Genomic DNA, 4,679 nt, shown 5'->3' on the forward strand with positions numbered 1-4,679 from the left:
AGTTGGGGTATCGTACTCTACGTGAGAAGTAGAGATGGTGATACCACGTGCTTTTTCTTCTGGTGCGTTATCGATCTGATCGAATGCACGTGCGTTACCGCCGTAGGTTTTCGCCAGAACGGTGGTGATTGCAGCAGTCAGGGTAGTTTTACCGTGGTCAACGTGGCCGATAGTACCAACGTTAACGTGCGGTTTTGAACGCTCAAACTTTTCTTTAGACATTAGGTTGTCCCTCTAAGACACGGAATCGGTGGTTTCACCACATCAACCAAGCAATTTTGCTTGTTTTTAGATATCAACAGGAAGAAAATCAGGAGACAAGAACTAGGGAAGTGGTGCTGATAGGCAGATTCGAACTGCCGACCTCACCCTTACCAAGGGTGTGCTCTACCAACTGAGCTATATCAGCACATCTTGGAGCGGGCAGCGGGAATCGAACCCGCATCATCAGCTTGGAAGGCTGAGGTAATAGCCATTATACGATGCCCGCGTGAACTCGGCTACCTGACTTTAATCAGCTGTATTGTATCTCAAGTATTTTGTCTGGAGTATTAACTCGAGCAGAACACTCAAGATGAAAACTGGTTCATGGTGGTGGGGGAAGGATTCGAACCTTCGAAGTCTGTGACGGCAGATTTACAGTCTGCTCCCTTTGGCCGCTCGGGAACCCCACCTTTCCAAATTTTTAATGGTGCCGGCACCAAGAGTCGAACTCGGGACCTACTGATTACAAGTCAGTTGCTCTACCAACTGAGCTATGCCGGCATCAAGTGCTGCGCATTCTAGGTAGTATTCGTCTCTGATGCAACAAAAAATTTATTTTTTTTATTCTTTTGCTCACATTCCATTCAAACAAGGCTTTTTTGATGATTTTTTAATTAGATAAAGCGCAAATAACAGCCAATGACCATATGATTAAAGTATCAAGACGCAGGGTAAGCAGTCTATTTTTCAGGAGTGAGTAGCCATACCGATGCCGATTTTTTTTATTTTTTAAATTAAAAGTGGCTCCAAGACCCCTTATTTTTTCGCAATTTTGTATTTTCCATCAAAAAAATTACTAAAATGATAAAAAATTCTACGCCTATGATAGTTCAGCCGATATGATGAGATTTATTTTTTGTCGGATACGGGTGTGCAAGAGTACCCGTCCAACCTGCATAGACAGGCAGATGTTGGCTTATGAATGAGAAAGAACCTTTTTTAACTACTCCATATTTACAATTTGATCGTGAACATTGGGCAACCCTGCGTGACTCGGTGCCTCTAACATTAACAGCAGAAGAGTTTTCTGCCTTAAAAGGAATTAATGAAGATATCTCAATAGACGAAGTGGTTGAGATCTACCTACCATTATCACGTCTACTTAATTTTTATATTAGCTCCAACCTTCGGCGACAGGCTGTTCTTGAGCAATTTTTAGGAACCGGTGGGCAAAAGATACCTTATGTCATTGGTATTGCAGGCAGCGTTGCCGTTGGCAAAAGTACAACAGCACGTTTATTGCAAGCATTACTCAGCCGCTGGCCCGAACATCGTCGTGTAAAGCTGGTAACAACTGATGGCTTCTTACATTCTAACAATATCCTGAATGAACGCGGCCTAATGAAAAAGAAAGGGTTCCCTGAATCCTACGATATGCGCAGTCTGGTGAAATTCGTCTCCGATATAAAATCAGGAGCCGAAAAGGTTGCCGCTCCAGTATATTCTCATCTCAGCTATGATATTGTGCCTGATGAACAGCTGATCATCGAACGGCCAGATATCCTGATACTGGAAGGTTTAAATGTGCTGCAAAGTGGTATGGATTATCCCCATGAACCACATCATGTTTTTGTTTCTGACTTTGTTGATTTTTCTATTTATGTTGATGCGTCAGAACAATTACTTGAACAATGGTACGTCAGCCGTTTTCTTAAATTCCGGCAAGGCGCTTTTTCTGATCCTGAGTCCTATTTCCACAATTACTCTAAGTTAACAACGGAAGAAGCAATAAAGGTAGCATCTGATATTTGGCGAGAAATTAATGGACTAAATCTACAACAAAATATCCTGCCTACCAGAGAGCGTGCCAGCTTAATTCTGACTAAAGGCAAGAACCATGCGATTGAAAACGTCAGGTTAAGAAAATAATGCCAAAAAGCCGGAAAATATTTCCGGCCTTCTCATTAACAGCCTCTCAGGGAAATTTCACCACCAATATAAGGTGTGACTATCCCATCGATATCAAGCAACAAAGCTCCTTGTTGATCAATGCCACGAGCTATGCCATAAATTTCTTGTTCACCAATTATTAATTTCACAGGACGATTCATAAAATTATCTAATTTAAACCATCTGGGAACAAAAGATTGCAATCCTTCATTTTCAAACTGAACTAACGCCTTCTTCAGTTCAGTAACAATCTCAGTAACGAGTTTATTTCTTTCAACAGTCACTCCGGCCTGCTGTAAATTAGTCCACTGTTGATTTATTATCTTTTGCTGCTCGCTACTCATCGAGATGTTCATGCCAATACCAATGACAATCTGAGCCGCATCTCCAGTCCTTCCCATTAGCTCAACTAATATACCTGCTAGCTTTTTGTCATCCAAATATAGATCATTAGGCCATTTAACTTTTACCTTTTCAGCTCCCTGACGATTCAGAACTTCTGCGATTACGATACCCACAACCAGACTCAATCCAATCGCTGCAGCAGGTCCTTGCTCTAATCGCCAGAACATAGATAAATATAAATTACGGCCGAAAGCAGAAACCCATTGCCTTCCACGGCGACCTCTTCCTGCATATTGATATTCTGCAACGCAGGTATCACCTGAAGTAAGTTCTGTTAATTTATCTAACAAATATTGATTAGTAGAATCAATAACTGGAATAACTTCAATTCGATTTTCAGGCAGATAGTTTTCAATTATATCTTTACTAAGGAGATTCATTGGTACAGGAAACCGATAACCCTTACCTGGGATCGTCAGTATTTCCACACCCCATTCACGAATAACCTGAATATGTTTATTTATTCCTGCCCGACTCATCCCTAGCTTCTGGCCCAATTGCTGTCCTGAATGAATTTCACCATCTGATAAAATTTTAATTAACTTTAATGGAGTACTAACGTCTTTCATGAAATACATTCCACCGCATCTATTTCACCTACATTACCAATGAAACGGACTTCCGGTTCTAAATAAATATTGAATTTTTCAGCTACTTGCTTGCGAACATAGGCAGCCAAAGCAATAACATCACGTCCTGTCGCATTGCCTTGATTGATTAATACTAATGCTTGTTTCTGGTGAACTGCCGCATGACCAATGTGATACCCTTTTAGGTGACACTTATCTATCAACCAGCCCGCCGCTATTTTTACACTATGTTCATTATGATGATACTGGGGACAATCAGGGTAATCAGATTTAATTTTCTCTGCCAATTCTGCTGATATAATTGGATTTTTGAAGAAGCTTCCTGCATTTCCTGTGATCGCAGGATTTGGTAATTTACTCTGACGTATTTCACACACTGTATGAAAAATTTGCTCTGGTGTTACATCATTATGCGAGAATTTTGTTAAACCACCATAAGTTAGTATTGGTTTCCATACTTTATTCAGCCTTAAACCAACCGCTGTAATTGCATAACCATTACTATATTCATGTTTGAAAACACTATCTCTGTAAGCAAATCCACATTCATTTTCCATCAGGCGGATCTGCTTTCCTGTTTTCAACTCAATTAAATCAACGTATTCACAGACCTGTTTGAACTCAATTCCGTAAGCCCCGATATTTTGGATAGGTGCAGAACCCACATTTCCGGGAATAAGAGCTAAATTCTCCAAACCATAGATCTTACGTTTAATTAAATGAAGAATCAGCTCATGCCAATTTTCACCCGCACCAACATGAATATTCCATGCGGTATCCGATTCCTGTATATCAACACCAGTAATGCGATTCAATATCACAGTGCCTTTGAAATCTTCAGTGAAGAGAACATTGCTCCCTCCACCCAGTAATAGGATAGGCTGATTATTTTCTACAGCCTCTTGCCACAAAGCTAGAAGTGATTCAACAGAGGCAGCTACGCTAATACGATCGGCATTTGCAGATATACCAAATGTGTTAAATGTTTTGAGTTGGGTTGATTTACAGACAGGCATTCAATTCAGGCTCAATAAGTAATTTGACTGTAGTCTAGCAGACTCTGCATTTGAAAGATAAGTCAGTAAATACCTATCATGAGGATAGAAATGCAAAAAGCCACTCAAATGAGTGGCTTTTTGACTGTATATAAAGCTTGGCAGTTCCCTACTCTCACATGGGGAGACCCCACACTACCATCGGCGCTACGGTGTTTCACTACTGAGTTCGGCATGGGGTCAGGTGGGACCACCGCGCTATTGCCGCCAAGCAAATTCTGTTTTATTTGCCGAACATATTATTCATGGTGCTGATACCCAGATTCGAACTGGGGACCTCACCCTTACCAAGGGTGTGCTCTACCAACTGAGCCATATCAGCAAATGCTGAAATAAAAAGTGTTGCCATCTTGGCAACACTGATAAATTGATGTCTGGCAGTTCCCTACTCTCACATGGGGAGACCCCACACTACCATCGGCGCTACGGCGTTTCACTGCTGAGTTCGGCATGGGGTCAGGTGGGACCACCGCGC

The 4,679-nt window shown here is 41.4% G+C and carries 4 protein-coding genes, 5 tRNA genes and 2 rRNA genes; 1 reads left to right on the forward strand and 10 read right to left on the reverse strand.

What is annotated here, in order from left to right; translation table 11 throughout:
- The 5 genes from AACX38_RS04795 to AACX38_RS04815 form a co-directional block, all read right to left on the reverse strand.
- The coding region (locus tag AACX38_RS04795) for a GTP-binding protein (protein ID WP_228865160.1) at positions 1-222 on the reverse strand (222 nt) is incomplete at its 3' end.
- 111 nt (positions 223-333) lie between these two features.
- Positions 334-409 (reverse strand) — tRNA-Thr (locus AACX38_RS04800).
- 6 nt (positions 410-415) lie between these two features.
- Positions 416-490, reverse strand: a tRNA-Gly gene (locus tag AACX38_RS04805).
- Positions 491-589: 99 nt separating this feature from the next.
- A tRNA-Tyr gene (locus AACX38_RS04810) sits at positions 590-674 on the reverse strand.
- A 15-nt stretch (positions 675-689) separates the two neighbouring features.
- Positions 690-765: transfer RNA gene (locus tag AACX38_RS04815), tRNA-Thr, on the reverse strand.
- 417 nt (positions 766-1,182) lie between these two features.
- Here AACX38_RS04815 and coaA point away from each other — a divergent pair.
- Positions 1,183-2,133 (forward strand): type I pantothenate kinase, encoded by a 951-nt coding sequence (gene coaA / locus AACX38_RS04820; protein ID WP_228865814.1) that lies wholly within the window; start codon positions 1,183-1,185, stop codon positions 2,131-2,133.
- Between the two features lie 35 nt (positions 2,134-2,168).
- Here coaA and birA read toward each other — a convergent pair whose 3' ends face one another.
- The 5 genes from birA to rrf (AACX38_RS04845) all read right to left on the reverse strand — a co-directional run.
- Positions 2,169-3,128: a bifunctional biotin--[acetyl-CoA-carboxylase] ligase/biotin operon repressor BirA gene (gene birA, locus AACX38_RS04825; RefSeq protein ID WP_228865815.1), complete on the reverse strand. Its 960-nt coding sequence runs from the start codon at positions 3,126-3,128 to the stop codon at positions 2,169-2,171.
- On the reverse strand, positions 3,125-4,165 hold the full coding sequence (murB, locus tag AACX38_RS04830) for a UDP-N-acetylmuramate dehydrogenase (RefSeq protein ID WP_228865816.1): 1,041 nt from the start codon (positions 4,163-4,165) through the stop codon (positions 3,125-3,127). Before murB ends, birA begins: the two co-directional genes overlap by 4 nt.
- A 135-nt stretch (positions 4,166-4,300) precedes the next feature.
- A 5S ribosomal RNA gene (rrf, locus tag AACX38_RS04835) occupies positions 4,301-4,416 on the reverse strand.
- Positions 4,417-4,450: 34 nt separating this feature from the next.
- Positions 4,451-4,526: transfer RNA gene (locus AACX38_RS04840), tRNA-Thr, on the reverse strand.
- A 50-nt stretch (positions 4,527-4,576) separates the two neighbouring features.
- A 5S ribosomal RNA gene (rrf, locus tag AACX38_RS04845) occupies positions 4,577-4,679 on the reverse strand; the annotation flags it as partial.

It is taken from the genome of Xenorhabdus sp. PB30.3, from assembly GCF_963895965.1.
GTDB lineage: Bacteria > Pseudomonadota > Gammaproteobacteria > Enterobacterales > Enterobacteriaceae > Xenorhabdus > Xenorhabdus stockiae.

Excerpts from the sequence above, each read along its gene's own strand:
- coaA (WP_228865814.1), top strand. The coding sequence starts at position 1,183 with ATGAATGAGAAAGAACCTTTTTTAACTACTCCATATTTACAATTTGAT.
- murB (WP_228865816.1), bottom strand. The coding sequence starts at position 4,165 with ATGCCTGTCTGTAAATCAACCCAACTCAAAACATTTAACACATTTGGT.
- birA (WP_228865815.1), bottom strand. The coding sequence starts at position 3,128 with ATGAAAGACGTTAGTACTCCATTAAAGTTAATTAAAATTTTATCAGAT.